Genomic DNA, 16,216 nt, shown 5'->3' on the forward strand with positions numbered 1-16,216 from the left:
TCGAGTAATTTAAAAGCATGAAATACACAAAACTGGGTACATCTGATCTGACGGTATCGCGCATCTGCTTGGGCTGCATGGGATTTGGAGATCCGGCCAACGGGCAGCATTCGTGGACGCTTCCCGAAGCGCCGTCTCGCGAGATCATCAAACATGGCCTGGATGAAGGCATCAACTTTTTCGACACCGCGATCGGTTATCAGAACGGCACGAGCGAAGCATATGTGGGACGCGCGCTCCGCGACTTCGTGAAACGAGAAAACGTGGTCGTCGCCACCAAATTCCTCCCGAGAACCAATGACGAAATCGACAACGGTATAAGCCCGCAAGAACACATTCGGCGCAGCCTGGACATGAGCTTGCGCCACTTGGGCATGGACTACGTGGACCTGTACATCTACCACATGTGGGACTACCGCTCGCCCATAGAAGACGTGATGGAAGGACTCAACAACGCCGTGGAATCCGGCAAGGTACGCGCCATAGGAATAGCGAACGCCTGGGCGTACCAGCTTTCCCACGCCAACGATGTCGCCGCCGCGAACGGCTTCGCCCAGTTCGTGAGCGTACAGAACCATTACAACCTGATCTTCCGCGAAGAAGAGCGCGAAATGGCACGACTGTGCGCGGAAAACAATATCGCCATGACTCCCTACAGCGCGCTCGCCAGCGGAAGGTTGGCGCGCCATCCCGGGGAAAGCTCCAAACGCCTGCAAGAAGATTCGTACGCGAAATTCAAGTATGACAAAACCGCGCAAGAAGACGCCGTCATCATTGACCGCGTCGCGCAGCTGGCGCAACGCCATGACGTGTCCATGTCGGAAGTGGCGCTCGCATGGTTGCTGACCAAAGTAACGGCCCCGGTGGTCGGAGCCACGAAAATGCGCCATGTGGACACCGCCGTGAAAGCCGTGGAGCTCGAGCTCACGCCCGAGGAAATCCAATACTTGCAGGAACCTTATGTTCCTCACGCGATTGTGGGCGTCGTGGCACAAAACATGCCGGAGTCCGCGACGAAGGAACAGGTCTGGACGCGCGAGTCGCCGAAAGGCTAGTGCTGTAATCGATCACGCCTGTGCCGTCAGCCTGCGTTTGAGCCAGTCCATATGTTCGGGACTGACGGCACATAAATGGAATGTTTTGCGCGCCCAAGTGTCCTCGAACGGTACCAGGATGCGTCCTTTGGTGTTGCGCGTATCTCGGCTCAGATCCGTGGCAAAACCGGGGAGGGGAGAAGTTCGGCTGAGCTCCTGGTAGATGACGTAGTCCTTTTGGGTTACGAAATGCGCGTTCGGCATCGCCTGTTCCACGGTGGGGCGCCATATGCCGATGCCTTCGAAAAGCAGGAACGTCTCGCCATCCAGCTGCTCGGCCCGGACGCTTGCTTCCTTGGCAAATGCGTGGTGCTGCGGAAGCGAGGCGAAAAGGCGCTCCGTCATGAACGGGAAACTGAAGATATGCGGTTCTTGTGGCACAAAAGGAAGAATGGCATATGCCGCGCGTTGTTCGAGCAGCATGTGCAGGGCGTCCTGTGAAGGGACGAGTTCCGTGGAAACAATGGCGTCGGGCGCGAGCTCGGAAAATGCGGGAAGCGCTTTCCAAAGCGGCGCCGGCGCACAAGACACAATACGCATCTGGCGCCGGGAGTCGGCAAGACTTTTCAGTGAGGTCCGCATACGTTCGGCTTCCGCGATTACGGATTGGGCCAATTCCACAGCCGTTCTTCCCGCATCGTTCAATGTGGAGGAATTTTTGGTACGCGTGAACAGTTCCATGCCGAATTCGGACTCAAGACGCTTCATGGAGCGTGAGAGCGCAGGTTGAGAAATGTTCATGCGTTTTGCGGCGGCGGATATGGATCCTGTTTGCGCTATGGTCTCCAGTTGCCTGAGCTGTTCCAGTTCCATGCGACTCGTCCCTTTCCCTCGCCTATATGTACCGCACTATGCGCGCTGAGCATAGCGACCATCATAATACGCATAGCCAGACGCCATATAACAAGCGAAAAACTCATAGAGTGGGGGAATTACTAAGGACAAATTTGACATAGTGAAAAGGGATTATCGTGGAATACAAAACGTTGAACAATGGAGTGGAGATGCCCATGCTGGGATACGGTGTCTACCAAGTGGATCCTGCGGATTGCGAGCGCTGCGTGACGGACGCGCTGGAAGTCGGATACCGTTCCATCGACACAGCCCAGGCCTATTACAACGAAGAGGGTGTAGGAAAGGCGATCGCCAAAAGCGGCATCGCCCGCGAGGACCTGTTCATTACCACCAAGATTTGGATTTCCAATGCGGGCGAACAGAAGGCGGCCGACTCGATCAAGCGCTCTTTGGAAAAGCTTGATACCGATTACATTGATCTGCTGCTTATCCACCAGCCGTTCTCCGACTATTACGGAACGTACCGCGCCATGGAAAAGGCGTATGCGGACGGGCTCGTGCACACAATCGGCGTTTCCAACTTCCTGAGCGACCGACTGGCCGACATTTGCAATTTTGCGGAAGTGACTCCCGCCGTGGACCAGGTGGAAACGCACGTGTTCCAGCAGCAGAAGAAGCTGCGCCGCACGCTTGACAAGTATGGCGTGGCCCACATGGCGTGGGGCCAGTTTGCCGAAGGCAAGAACGGATACTTCACCAATCCCGTGTTGGCGGCCATCGGCGCCAAGTACGGAAAGAGTACGGCGCAAGTCGCGTTGCGCTTCCTCATCCAGAACGGCGTCATCGTGATCCCTAAGTCCACGCATATGGACCGCATGCGCGAAAACCTCGACGTGTTCGACTTCACGCTTGACCATGACGACATGGACGCGATCGCGGCGCTTGACGAAGGCAAATCCCTCTTCTTCGACCATCATGACGGCGAATCCATCGAAGGCATTCTCGCATTCGGAAAGCAGGCCGCATGAGTATGAACAATATGCATATGCGAACGCTGGGAGATAGCGGAATCCGCGTATCCGAAATCGGATACGGTTGCATGGGACTTACGCATGCATACGGGGAGCCGCTTGCCGAGGACCGGGCGATCGCGGTTATCCATTCGGCGCTTGATGACGGGTATACGCTGTTCGATACCGCGGAAATATACGGAACTCCGGAAGATCCCTTCGCCAACGAACGGGTGGTGGGCCAGGCGCTGGCCGGCGTGCGCGACGACGTGGTGATTGCGACCAAATTCGGCATCCGTTATGGAGGAGTCTGGAGTGCTTGAGGAAAACAACAACATTCTCAACCCCATCTAGGTGTCCGACGTTGACCAGTTCCAGCGCGAATGCGTAGAAATGAGTGAAAAGAAGGCGGTGGAAGGCGGATTGCTGGAAGAGGCGAAAACGGAAGCTGCCAAAAACATCAAGGACATGTTCAATGCGGCCCTTGGTGACGCCTACACGGTGAAAGTGGCTTGGGCTGACGCCAAGAAGTGATATTGTCGCAATAAATTAAGCGATAATGTCGGGAGTGCTGTGACAGATATTGTGTCTGCGGACAAACGTAGCCAGATCATGTCGAGAATCCGTAGCAAAAATACGAAACCGGAAATTGTTGTCCGCAAGTATTTGTTCTCGCGTGGGCTCAGGTACCGCATCAATGTACGCAAACTGCCGGGCACTCCCGACATTGTATTGCGCAAGTACAAAACCGTAATATTTGTCAACGGCTGCTTCTGGCACCATCATGACTGTGAAAAATTCCACTGGCCCAAATCGAATGTGGAATTCTGGACCGAAAAAATCACGCGCAATGAGCGACGGGACAAACGCAACCATAGCGAACTGGCCGAGGCCGGCTGGAATGTGGTGACCGTCTGGGAATGCGAACTCAAAAAGAGCCTGCTGGAAGATACGCTGCAGCGTGTCTACAACGAGGTAGTGGAAGGCTAGTGTTTCAAATATCTGGCTGGGTAGACGATGAAACCGAACTTCCAGGTCCGGTCGAGCAGCATCATCACGAGGACCGGGAATACGTAGCAGGCTAGAGGAAGGGCCAAGGCCAGCACGGGCATTCCCCATCCGTCCGCACTGGTGGCGTTTGTGATTCCCATAAGCTTTAATGCCCAGAGTGTGATCTGGGCCAGAATCGGATGCATCAGCCAGATCGCCATGGTGTATTTGCCGATGAACGCATAGAATTTGTCGGTTCTTCCGTTCTTAAACACGGCTCCGGTTATGGAGAAGAAGACAGCTATGCCAAAAATGGTGATCGACAGCACATACAGGTTTGAGGTCAGGTCTTGCATGCATCCCGAAGCCAAGAACATGAGCAGGAATGCGCATACGGTGAAGGCCATCGGGAAATTCCCTAAGGCGGCTTCCGCCTTATATTTCGCAATGAACACTCCGAGCACGAACCATATCCAGTTCTCGGCGAAGTTGGTGACGAAATACCCCAAGCCCGCATAGAAGCCCGGCAACGCTATGGCAACTACCATGGACGCCAGTTTCGCGGCCATGGCGCACGCCATTAACGCCGCAGCGCCTTTGTCGGTTTGCGGCGTGCGCGTGACCACAAATATGGCCATAAGCACGATGAAATAGCCCAATGATCCGTTAGGGGACAAAAACAGTTTGCCGCCCAGATTCGCAAGGCTGAATCCGGGGTTTGCTCCAATAAGCGAATTGTCCACAAGCACGAGCACCGTGAACGAGACATAGGGAACAAGCAGCACAATGGCTTCCCGCTTCATAAAAGTCGCGAACTGGTGGAAGTCGGTCACATGCTGGTGACGTTCATACAAGTAGCCGGCGGCGAAATAAAATACCGCGATCAGCAGCGCGAACCACCAGTTGCTTGCCCAGCCGTAGAAATGGGAGACAGGACCGCCTGATGGCAACACTCCGAGTTTCAAATAGTCCTCATAGACATACCAGAGGGAAAATCCGAGCGTAGCTGTGGCTTGTGCATTGAAAATCCATGTATCTTTAGCCTGGGAGGGGGCGTGTCCGTGCATCTCCGAGGGCGAGGCATTTGAAGGGGATGTGCCGCTAGCGACCCGTAAGTCTTTCATCTGCGCGTTCATTCGTAAAACAATACCAGCGGAATAAGATTCAGTGCGGCTATAGCGGCAGAGCGATATTCCTGACGTCAAAATGACGCCAGACTAATGTTATGCGGATTCCATATTAGAACTCCACACATCTAACGCGCCAGTGACTGATATCCCTCGCCCCATGCCCACATGGCGTCCATTATGGGGCGAAGGCTCTCTCCGATCTCAGTCAGTGAATACTCTACACGCGGAGGAACCTCGGCGTACACGCGGCGCACGACAAGTCCTGAGGCTTCCATGTCTCGCAGGTTGTTCGTGAGCACCTTCTGGGAAATCCCACCTATAGAGCGTTGAAGCTCCTTGAAACGCATAGAGCCGTTCATGAGAAGGTCGCGCATTATGAGGAGTCTCCATTTGCTGCCAACAAGCGACACACACGTCTCTACGGGGCAATCTGGCAGATCTACGCGCGCTGGAAAGTCGTCGTTTCGGTATTCGGTATAGTTCGTGGAAATCTCTTTCAACCTACATCCCCTATCCCTTGTATAACGCCAATGGTTACTTTAAGGTACCTATAGCACTTTAAGGTGCCTACTTTCATATTTATTCCATTGATTATAATATCAGCGCAAGCAGGAATCAATCCGGCTAATCCGAATGAAGGGACTGGAAGAATGAAGATCGCAGTTGTAGCAGCAAACGGTAAGGCGGGAAAGCTTGTCGCAAACGAGCTGGTCGCACGCGGTAAGGACGTGACGGCAATCGCCCGTAGTGCAAACCAAACAGACGCCCAGCATTTCATACAAAAGGACATCATGGATCTGAGAAAGGCAGATCTCGAAGGCTTTGATGCTGTTGTTGACGCATTCGGCGCTTGGACGCCTGAGACGCTCAACGAGCACTCGACCACGCTCGCTCACCTTTGCGACATCCTCTCTGGGACGGACACGCGTCTTCTCGTGGTCGGCGGCGCTGGCAGCCTCTTTGTCGATTCCGAGCACACGATGACCCTCAACCAGACCCCGGAATTCCCTGATGCCTTCCAGCCTTTGTCTGCAGCCATGGCCGCAGCTTTGGCTGACTTGCGCAATCGAGATGACGTCAAGTGGACTTACATCAGTCCGGCCGCGGATTTCCAGGCTGACGGCGAGCGCACCGGCGAATACCAGCTTGGAGGAGAGGAGCTGATGGCAGGCAGTCAAGGGCCTATCATCAGCTACGCCGATTACGCTATCGCCATGGCTGACGAGATCGAGAACGGAAACCACATTCGGGAGCGTATCTCGGTCGTCCGCAAGTAGGCTTCCGAGCGTGCGCGTCGTAGACGTCGTGCACGCGGATGAGGAAAGGACGAAGTGGGATTATGAAGGACCTTGAATACTGCGTCGAATACCTTGTGAGGGAACGCTACGGTGATGATGATGCGGAGGAACTGTTGGCTTCAGCGGAAGGCAATGCCGATAAGCTGTTCTCTGTCTATCGCAACCTCGTGAATGTGCGAGAAGCAAAGCCTGTCTCTGATGAATTTTTGCAAGCGCAGGACAGGATGCTTAAAAGCCGTATTGGCGATGCGGGAATCACAGACGCGGCCGGTCTTCAGCGCAGTGCCGCGGATAAGCGCATTTTTCTTTGGCGCGGGGACATAACGACGCTTCGCGTTGACGCAATAGTGAATGCCGCCAACTCACAGATGCTCGGATGCTGGGTGCCGGGGCACTTCTGCATAGACAACGCCATACACACATTTGCCGGCATCCAGTTGAGGGCCGAATGCGCGAAGCTTATGAAGGAGCAGGGATATCCTGAGCCAACTGGGATGGCAAAGATAACGTCCGCCTATAATCTTCCCTCGAAGTGGATCATCCATACCGTCGGCCCTATCGCGAATGGGCGACCAACCGATGTGGATTGCGCATCGCTTGCCGATTGCTACAGAAGGTGCTTGGATGCTGCTGACGAGGTTGGTGCAAAATCGGTTGCCTTTTGCTGCATCAGCACAGGCGTGTTTGGTTTTCCGCAGAAGGAGGCTGCGGAAATTGCGGTCAAGGCGGTGCGGAATTGGCTTGATTCATATGCCCATAATTAGAAACCTTCCAATAAATCTGCCGAGTGCTAAAACGCAGAAGCGAATTGCAGGAGTCTTACACAGCTACGACAAGCTAATCGAGAACACCCGAAAGCAGATCAGGTTACTGGAAGAAGCTGCGCAACGACTTTACAAGGAATGGTTTATCGACCTCAAATTCCCCGACCATGAAACCGCACCTATCAACCCCGAAACCAACCTCCCAAAAGGCTGGCGCACTGGACAACTATCAGAAATTGCGGAATTGGTTTTTGGGCAAAGTCCTAAATCTGAATTTTACAACAATTCTGGAGAGGGATTGCCGTTTCACCAAGGTGTTAAGGGCTACTCAGATAGATTCGTTGTAAATGAAACGTATACAAGTCAATGGAAACGAGAGGCAAAATCTGGAAGCATCCTGTTTAGCGTTAGAGCGCCTGTTGGATCCATAAACCTTACGAAAGCGCGTATTGCCATAGGACGTGGTTTAGCCGCAATTAACTCTAAATACCACACTCAATCTTTTCTTTTGTACCTTCTGAAAGAGAAGTTCTACAAGAAAGACTTGATGGGCAATGGGTCTATATACGCTTCAATTAATTCCGATACTCTCAAAACAATTGAATGCATAATCCCCGATATTCGTGTTATCGAATTATTCGAAAAGCACGTATCGTGTATAGATTCTGAAATTTGGACACGCGACGAAGAGATATGTCGTCTTCAAGAAGCGCGCGACCGTCTTCTTCCAAAACTTATGTCTGGCGAAATCGAGGTGATCTAGGTGCCTAAGAGCCGATATTCAGAGGAAGAGTCAGTTCAGAAGCCAGCAGGCGAATTGCTCCATAATGAGCTTGGATGGGATCTCGTTTATTGCTTTGATGACGAAGTACTCGGCAAGGACGGAACTCTTGGCCGAGAATCCTACGAAGACGTGATTCTCGAACGCTATCTAGAGCCCGCATTGCTTGAACTCAACGAATGGCTTGAGGAAGATGAAATCTCCCAGGTGATAGCTACTCTCAAGAAGACACTTGCCACCGACACGCTCCTGCAAACGAACGAGAAGAAATACGACATGCTTCGGGATGGCATCCCTGTTGAACGCACGCGAGAAGACGGAAGCAAGTACGAAGAGCGTGCGCAGATATTCGATTTCGACCATCCAGAAATGAACCACTTCCTCATAGCCGAGGAGCTCTGGGTAAAGTCGCCTCTTTACGAGCGAAGATGTGACATCGTCGGGTTCGTCAACGGCATCCCGTTGATGTTCGTCGAGTTCAAACGCCATGACAAGGATGTGCGGCGTGCGTACGAGGACAACTACACCGACTATCAGGACACTATCCCGCAGATATTCCACTTCAACGCTTTTGTGATCCTCTCAAACGGCCTGGAGTCGAAGATCGGAACCTTGGGAAGCCCGTATGAGTATTTCCACGATTGGAAGAGGCTTGATGAGGATGACGAGACCGGCTCTGTCGAATTGGAGACGATGCTTCGAGGAGTGTGCAGCAAGAGGAATTTCATAGACCTCTTCGAGAATTTCATCCTGTTCGACCACTTCGAATCTCCCGCCGTGAAGATCCTTGCGCGCAACCATCAGTTCCTTGGCGTGAACAAGGCTGTGCAGGCATTCGAGGAGCGTGAGCTCAACAATGGCAAATTAGGCGTCTTCTGGCATACCCAAGGCAGTGGCAAGAGCTACTCTATGGTATTCATCGCCCGCAAAATCAAGCGAAGGTCTTCTGCGCTTTCGCCAACGTTCCTCGTGCTTACGGACCGCGACGAGCTTGATATGCAGATTAGCGAGACGTTCGAGAGCTGCGGCGCGCTGGGCAATGTGCCTGCCAAACGGAGCATTGCGTCAAGTGGTAAGGACCTCATAGAGAAGTTGAAGGGAAATCCCAGCTTCATCTTTTCCCTGATTCATAAGTTCAACAACCCGAATGTTGAGCCCATCACTCCTAACCACGACATCATCATCTTGTCCGACGAGGCGCATCGCACGAATAACGGAATCTACGCTGACAACATGAACCGCATCCTTCCCACGGCATCAAAAATCGGTTTCACGGGAACCCCTCTTCTTCAGGATGACCACCTTACAAAGCGCACCTTCGGCGGTTACCTATCCGTCTACGACTTCAAGCGAGCAGTCGAAGACGGAGCTACTGTGCCCCTCTATTACGAGAACAGAAGCGACATCCTCCAGATAGAAAACCCAGATATCAACGACAAGTTGCTTGCAGAGCTCGAAAACATGGACCTAGACGAGGACCAGACGGAAAAGCTGCAACGCGACATGAGTAGAGACGTCCATATCCTCATGGGCGAGAAGAGGCTGCGCACCATCGCGAAGGATTTCGTAAAGCATTACAGCAAGCATTGGGAATCGGGCAAGGCGATGTTTATCAGCGTGAACAAGGTCACATGCGTGATGATGTTCGACTACGTACAGGAATACTGGGCGCAGGAAATTTCCTCGCAGAAGAAGCGCTTGGCTACACTGGACCAACAAGAAGCGCTGGAGCTCAAGCGCAAGATCTCCTGGATGGAAGAGACCGAGATGGCCGTTGTGGTCAGCAAGGAGCAAAACGAGGTGTCGCGTTTCGAGAAATGGGGACTCGACATCCGAGAGCATCGTAAGAAGATGATCGAACGCAAATTGGAGGACGAGTTCAAGGACAAGAATAGCCCCCTTCGCGTCGTGTTCGTATGCGCGATGTGGCTGACGGGATTCGACGTGAAGCCGCTCGGAACCATGTATTTCGACAAGCCCATGAAGGCACACACTCTTATGCAGGCCATAGCCCGCGCCAACCGTGTGAGCGAGGGGAAGAGCAACGGCCTCATCGTCGACTACGTCGGCATCGTCAAGGCCATGAGAAAGGCCCTTGCAGACTACACGAACAGCAAAGGCAAGTACGGCGAAGATCCTGTCGTCGAGAAAGAAAAGCTGATTGAGCGCATTGGGGGCCTAACGGATGAAATCGAAGAACTGCTTACAGCGAACGGTTTTGATCTAGATAACCTTATCGGAGCGGAGGGCTTTGAGCGTCTTGAGCGTATTCAGGATGGGGCGAACGCGTTATCCGGCTCGCTTGAGACCAAGAAGCGTTTCGGCATACTATCCCGTGAGCTTTTCAAGATGTTCCGATTCACAAGTCTTGAGGAAATTGGCGAGGAGCTCTGGGTAAAGCGCGATGCCATAAGGGCCATTTACAACTACCTTAACAAGCGAGTCGACGTAGCAGACACGACGGAGCAGATGGTGAAATTACAGTCCATAGTCGACGAATGCATAAACGTTACCGGCGCAGATGAAGACAAGAAAGCAAGCACGAAATTCGACATAAGCAAGATTGACTTCGACAAATTGAGCGCGGAATTCGAGCGCGTGCAGCGCAAGGAAATCCTGTTGGATGACTTCTCGGCAGTGCTTGAGGACCGCCTTGAGAAGGCGATGAAAGCCAATCCGCTGCGCGTCGACTTCTATTCGCGATATGAGCAAATCATCGAAGACTATAACGCCGAACAAGACAAAGCCACGATCGAGAAAACGTTCATAGAGCTCATGAAACTCTCCGAAGAGCTCGACGAGAAGCAGAAGGAATATATACGCGAGGGTTTCACAAGCGAGCAGCAAATGTCTGTCTTCGAACTGCTTTTCAAGGAGAACCTGACCAAAGCGGACATCAAGGCTATCAAATCAGTCGCGATAGAGCTCAATGATGCAATAGAGGCACGTCTATCCGAGATGGTGAGCTGGACAGACAAGGACCAGACCAAGGCGATCGTCTATACGACCATCCGCAACATTCTCTGGCAAGAGCTGCCCGACTCGTACACCGAAGAAGATGTCGTCAAATACGAAAATGCGATCTACAACTATTACTACACCTGCGACAGAGCTGCATAGTCTGAGTAATTGGTAATTACGGAGCCGATTAGAAGAATGATTGACAGAAACCATATAGCAAGAGTCAAAAGAATAAAGGATTATGTCCTGAATGAATTCGATTCGGGAGACTGGGAATTTCTTGCAACCTATCTTGGCGACAAGGGAAACATCATTAGCAGCCATCCAAGGCTTTTAAGAAGCCTTCATTTTGGAGACGAGGATTATGCCGCCTGCGTCGGAGACGTTCTAGGAAAGCTGCTCAAAGAAGAACCGGAAGTTCTTGATTTGCTCGAAGGTATGGTTAATGAGAAAGGCTCCGAGAGTACAGTAGTCAGTGCAGACTCACTAGATGAGATTTTTCCTTCGACAGATGTAGCACCATCATCCGTAGATATGACACTGGCTACAGCGATGATGCCTTTCGCACACTCATTTGACGAAGTAAGAGACGTTTTGAAATCGGCTTGCTCCAATGCTGGGTTAGATCTTAAGGCAGCCGATGATGTCTGGGAAAACACAATACTAATTAAGGATATCTTCAAATTGATTTCTGATGCGTGCATAGTGATAGTAGACTTCACCGGGAAGAATCCTAATGTGATGTACGAGACAGGAATCGCGCATGCACTACGCAAGGAAGTCATTCCGATTGCACAGTCAATCGACGACGTCCCCTTCGACCTCAAGCACCACAGAGTTCTGGTTTACAACAACAATGCCGATGGCAGGAAGAAACTGCAGCAAGAACTCGAATCCAGAATCAAGACGATACAGAAGAATCACGGTTGGCAACCTCTCTTCTTCTGATTAGTTGCGCCCGTATCCACAATGGAGTGCGGGCGCAATTTACCAATCCTACTTGCAAAAACGACTCACTCGCGACCCATGCTTTCGATCAGGCTGTCTTCTTCATCTAGTTGGCTTTGATAGTCTTCGCCGGCTAGACCCGCAAACAAATCGGATAGAAGAATCAGCTTTTCAACGAGCCTTTCATCCATTGCCGAACAATCGCGTAGACGGCAAAGCTCCTGGTATACGAGCCTCATTTCGTCACGAAGCATTTTGTAGGTCCGTATATCGGGGATGATCGTGAACTCCTTGTCCTCAATCTTCGTCATGATGTATTCCTGCTGAGTGACCCCGACAGCCTTAGAAAGCAGCTCAATCCGTTCACTTTCCTCCCGGCTAACGCGAAAAGCCTTGGATATGGTCCTCTTGCGTCGGTGGTTGGGGCAGGACATCAGAATCCACCTCTTTCGACTTCGAGCTCTTCAGCCATTTCATCTTGGACGCTTGGGAAAAGATGAGCGTATTTGAACGTGATATCTGTAGCCTCGTGACCCATGCGATCAGCAATCGCAAGAGCGGTGAAGCTCATGTTTATGAGAAGGCTAACGTGGCTATGCCGGAGGTCATGGATGCGGATGCGCTTTACACCCGATTCATTACATCCTCTCGTCATGGCTTTAGCAAGCTGATGTTTCGACACCTTGAACATACGATCGTTAGAACCGATCTTGGGATGCCTGCTCAAATAATCCTTGATTTCTTCAGCGAGGAACTTGGAGAGCTTGATCGTGCGAATCGACTTGGGTGTCTTCGGGTCAGTAATAACGTCCTTGCTTCCCAAACGCTGATAGGACTTGTCTATGCGCATGGTATTGCGCTTCCAGTCGAAGGAGTCGGGGGACAACGCAAGTAGCTCCCCTTCGCGAATACCCGTCCAATAAAGGATCTCGAATATCGCGAAATACAACGGCTCGGCCATCATCGCGTCGGAGAATTTGAGGTATTCCTCCTTTGTTCAGAAGAGCATTTCCTTGGTGTCTTTGGAGCCTATCTTCACAGTGCGCACTGCGGGGTTCGGATGAAGACCGTAATGTCGTGCCGCATGATTCAGTATTGCCGTGAGTTGATTATTGATGGTACGCAAATATGTTGCACTGTAGCTCTTGCCGTTGTTCTGCGTTGGCTTCATGAGCTCGTTTTGCCAACGGATGATGTCAAGGCTTTGGATCTCGCTCATACGATGGTTCTTGAAGTGAGGCAGGATTCTGCTTTTGATTGCGTACTCTTTCCGCCTCCAGGTATGCTCCCTGAGTCGCGGACGCACGTCGGCTTCGTAGACTTTGTAGAACTCACCGAACGTCATGGCCATCGTGCACCCAGAAGACGCGATAAAGTCGTCCTCCCATGCCTGTGCCTCCTCCGGGGTCTCAAAGCCCCTCTTGCATTTGTGAACCTCTTCGCCAAACTTGTCCTTGCAGCGAAATTGGGTAAACCATGTGCCGTTGCTTGCCTGCTTAACGGTCATTGCCATCACAGCCTTTCTCTTTACTGAAGTACGTTTCCTCCAAGATCTTGCTGCCTACTCTCCCTGGGATGGTCTTGTAGCCTTTTGATTCCATCATCGAGTTGAGCTCCTGGATGATCTTGTAGGCTTTGCTCCTACAAACGCCAAGTCTTTCAGAGACTTCGGCAGCACCGAGCAGACGAGATTTCTCTGTCTTCATATATCCTCCTAATAGTTCATAGATGAACGGTTAATGATTCCGTAGTAATAGTTCACTATTGAACGATCAATATGTACCGTTCACTTTCGTGTTCTAATTTCCATCAGATGCTATCTGAGGCCATTTAGTCCAAATTTGGAGCGAATCAATATGAAGACGGGCGAGCTCATAAAGAAATATCGGAACGCCGCTGGATTGACGCAGGTGCAGCTTGCGGAGAAATGCGGAATGACTGACTCCGAGATCAGGAACTACGAGTTGGGCAATAGAACGCCAGGGGATGAGCAGATATCAGCTATTGCCTCAGCATTGGAGGTCTCCCCAGAGGCATTGCGGGAGATTCCGCTCACGTCGGCAAGACAAGCATTGGAGCTTCTGTTCAGAATTCAGGACGAGTTTGGACTCACCCCAGGCGAATCCGACGGGGATATCGTTTTGAAGATAGATTCCAGCAATAATGCTGCGCCAAAACTTGTTGCTGCTCTTAAGGCTTGGAAGGATGTTGTTGATTCGGAAAATGCAGGAGAGATGACGCACGAAGAAGTCGAGCAATGGAAGGCTTCCTTCGCCTGATATTAAGCCACTTAAGGAATGAATCTGAATCAAACGAAACGGCCTTCAGGCCGTTTTTTCATGCAATTCGATTGCGATCGTGTGGAAATTTCAACGTAAAATATGATTTGTCGCTCCCTCAATTTGACCTGCGATTTCTTGAAATAGCATTGCAAAATATGGCCTTGATTCGGATTTGATTCGAATCAGTCGGGTTTTTGGCGAAACAGGCAAAGGGAGTGATTGTTGGTGGTTTTACGGATGCGCATAAAGCGTCGTCAAGAGTCATGGAGAATCAAGGAATGCAGCACGACGCAAGCAGCATCACCTTTTTGGAATGATTACGATCAAAATTTGCTCTGAACTGCGCAAATAAGCCCCCATTTCCATCCAGAAACAGGGGCTATTTCATTTTGTCATTCTAATTTGTTGCGGGTGGCTTGAAACTCAATGCGATGCACTGCGAATCGTTACGTCCAGAGGAATGACAAACGGTGGTTTATGCAAACATGCGTTCGGTCATTCCCACTCAATCGTTGCCGGCGGCTTAGACGTGCAGTCGAGTACTACACGATTAATCTGACGACATTCGTTAGTGATTCGCGTGGAGATAGCAGCGAGTACGTCGTAGGGGATTCGGCTCCAGTCAGCGGTCATAGCATCTTCTGAACTGACAGGACGCAGCACAATCGGCATACCATAGGTACGTTCGTCACCTTGAACACCCACTGAATGGACACCAGCGAGTAATACGACAGGGCACTGCCAAATATCGCGATCAAGGCCAGCTTTAGTGAGTTCTTCACGCGCAATAGCATCGGCTTCACGCAGAATATCGAGGCGTTCTTTGGTGATGTCACCAATGATGCGGATACCGAGGCCTGGACCCGGGAACGGCTGGCGCCACACGATTTCTTCCGGCAGTCCGAGTTCGGTGCCGATGGCGCGCACTTCGTCCTTGAACAGCGTGCGCAGCGGTTCGATCAATTCGAACTTCAAATCTTCAGGCAGGCCGCCCACATTGTGGTGCGACTTGATGTTCGAGGCGCCGTCGCCGCCGCCCGATTCGACTACATCGGGGTAAAGCGTGCCCTGCACGAGGAACTTCACTTCCTTGCCTTGGGCTCCAGCTTCCTCGATGACCTGACGCTGGGCCTTCTCGAAGGTGCGGATGAACTTTTCGCCGATGATCTTGCGCTTCTTTTCGGGCTCGGACACGCCCTTCAAGGCGCTCAGGAAGTCTTCGGAGGCGTCCACGGCAATGAGTTTGATGCCCGTGGCGGCCACGAAGTCGTGTTTGACCTGCTCCACTTCGCCCTTGCGCAGCAGACCATGGTCCACGAACACGCAGGTGAGCTGGTCGCCGATGGCCTTGTGCACGAGAGCCGCCGCAACGGCGGAATCCACGCCGCCCGATAGGCCGCAAATGACCTGGGCGTCGCCCACCTGTTCGCGGATCTTGGCGACCTGGTCGTCAATAATGCTCTTGGAATCCCAGTTGTTGTCCAATCCCGCGCACTCGTGCAAGAACTTGACGATTAAATCCTGGCCGAGCGGAGTGTGCTTGACTTCCGGGTGCCATTGCACGCCGTACAGCTTGCGTGATTCATCTTGCATGGCGGCCACTGGCGCGCCCTCGGTGTGGGCGAGCACCTCGAAACCTTCCGGCGCCTGCTTTACGGCCACGCCGTGGCTCATCCACACATCCTGTTCGCGCGGGGAATCCTCAAGCATGCCGCTCGGCTTGTCGATGACGGCCATGGTCTTGCCGTATTCGCCGAGCGCGGCTTTGTCCACGTCGCCGCCCAGTTCGTGGGCCATGACCTGGAAGCCGTAGCAAATGCCGAGCACGGGGATGCCGGCGTTGAAAATCTTTGGATCAATATGGGGTGCGCCTTCTTCATATACCGAGGCGGGTCCGCCGGAGAGGATGATGGCTTGCGGATCCTTCGCGAGCATCTGTTCCACCGGCATGGAGTGGGGGACGAGTTCCGAATACACATTGGCCTCGCGCACGCGGCGGGCGATGAGCTGCGCGTACTGGGCGCCAAAATCAACAACGAGTACTGGCCCTGTAGCCATAAATTGACCCCTTTTATATATGTGTTGCGAAATGAGCCATGGCCGACCGGGCCATGGGCGTGTAGTTGGCCACCTTAACATACTGATCGTTTCCGGTTTGTTATA

At 52.2% G+C, this 16,216-nt stretch carries 19 protein-coding genes; 11 read left to right on the top strand and 8 right to left on the bottom strand.

The features are described from left to right. Nucleotides 1-17: 17 nt before the first annotated feature. Entirely contained in the window at nt 18-1,055 is a 1,038-nt protein-coding gene (locus BMAGN_RS01660; protein ID WP_022859690.1) for an aldo/keto reductase, read from the top strand. A gap of 12 nt (nt 1,056-1,067) precedes the next feature. On the opposite strand, the gene BMAGN_RS01665 is transcribed toward BMAGN_RS01660, so the two are convergent. After that, entirely contained in the window at nt 1,068-1,907 is an 840-nt protein-coding gene (locus BMAGN_RS01665) for a LysR family transcriptional regulator (RefSeq protein ID WP_022859691.1), read from the bottom strand. A gap of 158 nt (nt 1,908-2,065) precedes the next feature. Between BMAGN_RS01665 and BMAGN_RS01670 the strand changes: the two genes are divergently transcribed. From BMAGN_RS01670 to BMAGN_RS01685, 4 genes are all read left to right on the top strand, one after another. Then, nucleotides 2,066-2,917, top strand: coding sequence for an aldo/keto reductase (locus tag BMAGN_RS01670; RefSeq protein WP_022859692.1), 852 nt, complete (start codon nt 2,066-2,068; stop codon nt 2,915-2,917). Continuing rightward, a complete protein-coding gene (locus BMAGN_RS01675; RefSeq protein WP_022859693.1) occupies nt 2,914-3,222 on the top strand; it encodes an aldo/keto reductase in 309 nt (102 codons plus the stop codon). The genes BMAGN_RS01670 and BMAGN_RS01675 overlap by 4 nt, the downstream gene beginning before the upstream one ends. A gap of 70 nt (nt 3,223-3,292) precedes the next feature. Then, nucleotides 3,293-3,433, top strand: a complete 141-nt coding sequence (locus tag BMAGN_RS01680; RefSeq protein WP_155802529.1) for a hypothetical protein — start codon at nt 3,293-3,295, stop codon at nt 3,431-3,433. 39 nt (nt 3,434-3,472) lie between these two features. Next, nucleotides 3,473-3,889 carry a very short patch repair endonuclease gene (locus tag BMAGN_RS01685; protein WP_022859695.1) on the top strand — a complete coding sequence of 139 codons (417 nt, stop codon included), beginning with the start codon at nt 3,473-3,475 and terminating at the stop codon, nt 3,887-3,889. Here BMAGN_RS01685 and BMAGN_RS01690 read toward each other — a convergent pair. Both BMAGN_RS01690 and BMAGN_RS01695 read right to left on the bottom strand, forming a co-directional pair. After that, nucleotides 3,886-5,025, bottom strand: a complete 1,140-nt coding sequence (locus BMAGN_RS01690; protein WP_152593253.1) for a hypothetical protein — start codon at nt 5,023-5,025, stop codon at nt 3,886-3,888. The genes BMAGN_RS01685 and BMAGN_RS01690 overlap by 4 nt on opposite strands. Before the next feature lie 119 nt (nt 5,026-5,144). After that, entirely contained in the window at nt 5,145-5,456 is a 312-nt protein-coding gene (locus tag BMAGN_RS01695; protein ID WP_026501996.1) for a winged helix-turn-helix transcriptional regulator, read from the bottom strand. A gap of 213 nt (nt 5,457-5,669) precedes the next feature. Between BMAGN_RS01695 and BMAGN_RS01700 the strand changes: the two genes are divergently transcribed. The 5 genes from BMAGN_RS01700 to BMAGN_RS01720 all read left to right on the top strand — a co-directional run bounded on the left by BMAGN_RS01700 (nt 5,670) and on the right by BMAGN_RS01720 (nt 11,771). Further along, complete coding sequence (locus tag BMAGN_RS01700; RefSeq protein ID WP_022859698.1) at nt 5,670-6,296, top strand: NAD(P)-dependent oxidoreductase; 627 nt, start codon at nt 5,670-5,672, stop codon at nt 6,294-6,296. A 62-nt stretch (nt 6,297-6,358) separates the two neighbouring features. After that, nucleotides 6,359-7,081 carry a protein-ADP-ribose hydrolase gene (locus BMAGN_RS01705; RefSeq protein WP_022859699.1) on the top strand — a complete coding sequence of 241 codons (723 nt, stop codon included), beginning with the start codon at nt 6,359-6,361 and terminating at the stop codon, nt 7,079-7,081. Beyond that, nucleotides 7,068-7,844 carry a restriction endonuclease subunit S gene (locus tag BMAGN_RS01710; RefSeq protein ID WP_022859700.1) on the top strand — a complete coding sequence of 259 codons (777 nt, stop codon included), beginning with the start codon at nt 7,068-7,070 and terminating at the stop codon, nt 7,842-7,844. Before BMAGN_RS01705 ends, BMAGN_RS01710 begins: the two co-directional genes overlap by 14 nt. After that, nucleotides 7,845-10,982, top strand: a complete 3,138-nt coding sequence (locus BMAGN_RS01715; protein WP_022859701.1) for a type I restriction endonuclease subunit R — start codon at nt 7,845-7,847, stop codon at nt 10,980-10,982. It abuts the gene before it with no gap. Nucleotides 10,983-11,018: 36 nt separating this feature from the next. Then, complete coding sequence (locus BMAGN_RS01720; RefSeq protein WP_022859702.1) at nt 11,019-11,771, top strand: hypothetical protein; 753 nt, start codon at nt 11,019-11,021, stop codon at nt 11,769-11,771. 65 nt (nt 11,772-11,836) lie between these two features. Here BMAGN_RS01720 and BMAGN_RS07815 read toward each other — a convergent pair whose 3' ends face one another. The 4 genes from BMAGN_RS07815 to BMAGN_RS01735 are packed head-to-tail and all read right to left on the bottom strand — an operon-like array spanning nt 11,837 to nt 13,477. Then, nucleotides 11,837-12,205 carry a plasmid mobilization protein gene (locus BMAGN_RS07815; RefSeq protein ID WP_022859703.1) on the bottom strand — a complete coding sequence of 123 codons (369 nt, stop codon included), beginning with the start codon at nt 12,203-12,205 and terminating at the stop codon, nt 11,837-11,839. Next, complete coding sequence (locus tag BMAGN_RS08790; RefSeq protein ID WP_238548734.1) at nt 12,205-12,732, bottom strand: site-specific integrase; 528 nt, start codon at nt 12,730-12,732, stop codon at nt 12,205-12,207. Before BMAGN_RS08790 ends, BMAGN_RS07815 begins: the two co-directional genes overlap by 1 nt. 36 nt (nt 12,733-12,768) lie before the next feature. Then, nucleotides 12,769-13,284 (bottom strand): tyrosine-type recombinase/integrase, encoded by a 516-nt coding sequence (locus tag BMAGN_RS08795; RefSeq protein ID WP_238548735.1) that lies wholly within the window; start codon nt 13,282-13,284, stop codon nt 12,769-12,771. Beyond that, entirely contained in the window at nt 13,268-13,477 is a 210-nt protein-coding gene (locus tag BMAGN_RS01735) for a helix-turn-helix domain-containing protein (protein ID WP_022859704.1), read from the bottom strand. The genes BMAGN_RS08795 and BMAGN_RS01735 overlap by 17 nt, the downstream gene beginning before the upstream one ends. A gap of 150 nt (nt 13,478-13,627) precedes the next feature. Here BMAGN_RS01735 and BMAGN_RS01740 point away from each other — a divergent pair, with 150 nt between their 5' ends. Then, nucleotides 13,628-14,050, top strand: coding sequence for a helix-turn-helix domain-containing protein (locus BMAGN_RS01740; RefSeq protein ID WP_022859705.1), 423 nt, complete (start codon nt 13,628-13,630; stop codon nt 14,048-14,050). Nucleotides 14,051-14,548: 498 nt separating this feature from the next. Here BMAGN_RS01740 and guaA read toward each other — a convergent pair whose 3' ends face one another. Next, nucleotides 14,549-16,111 carry a glutamine-hydrolyzing GMP synthase gene (gene guaA, locus BMAGN_RS01745; protein ID WP_022859706.1) on the bottom strand — a complete coding sequence of 521 codons (1,563 nt, stop codon included), beginning with the start codon at nt 16,109-16,111 and terminating at the stop codon, nt 14,549-14,551. Nucleotides 16,112-16,216: the final 105 nt, after the last annotated feature.

This window comes from Bifidobacterium magnum (genome assembly GCF_000741255.1).
Taxonomy (GTDB): Bacteria; Actinomycetota; Actinomycetes; order Actinomycetales; family Bifidobacteriaceae; genus Bifidobacterium; species Bifidobacterium magnum.